1 pseudogene is annotated in these 273 nt (G+C 30.8%); it reads right to left on the bottom strand.

Annotation, left to right across the window (positions count from 1 at the left end):
- Window positions 1-273 (bottom strand): annotated as a pseudogene (locus tag H3V04_RS09355) (ParA family protein); the annotation flags it as partial.

The following is a 273-nucleotide window of genomic DNA, read 5'->3' as shown; positions in this document are numbered from 1 at the left end:
ATAACAATTTGTATATTTCTTGTGAACTTTTTCCGTTTTTATTTGTTTCCATTACGGTTTTACCATCAATCATTGATGATGCGTAATCAATGCGATCATGTATAATAATAGGAGAAACCGTTCCATATTCAGATAATGCTGCAATTGTTTGAATTGTCAGGTGTGTATTATATTTTGCTTGAGTGATAACAAAGATAAATGGACATTTTACTTTTTGAATAATATCTATGGTACTACCTATGGCTCTTAAATCATGTGGACTTGGTCTTGTTG

The sequence above is a fragment of the Bifidobacterium sp. M0353 genome (assembly GCF_016100645.1).
Classification (GTDB): Bacteria; Actinomycetota; Actinomycetes; order Actinomycetales; family Bifidobacteriaceae; genus Bombiscardovia; species Bombiscardovia choladohabitans.
The sequence above is the reverse complement of the archived record's forward strand: the minus strand, read 5'-3'. Positions and strand labels throughout refer to the sequence as shown.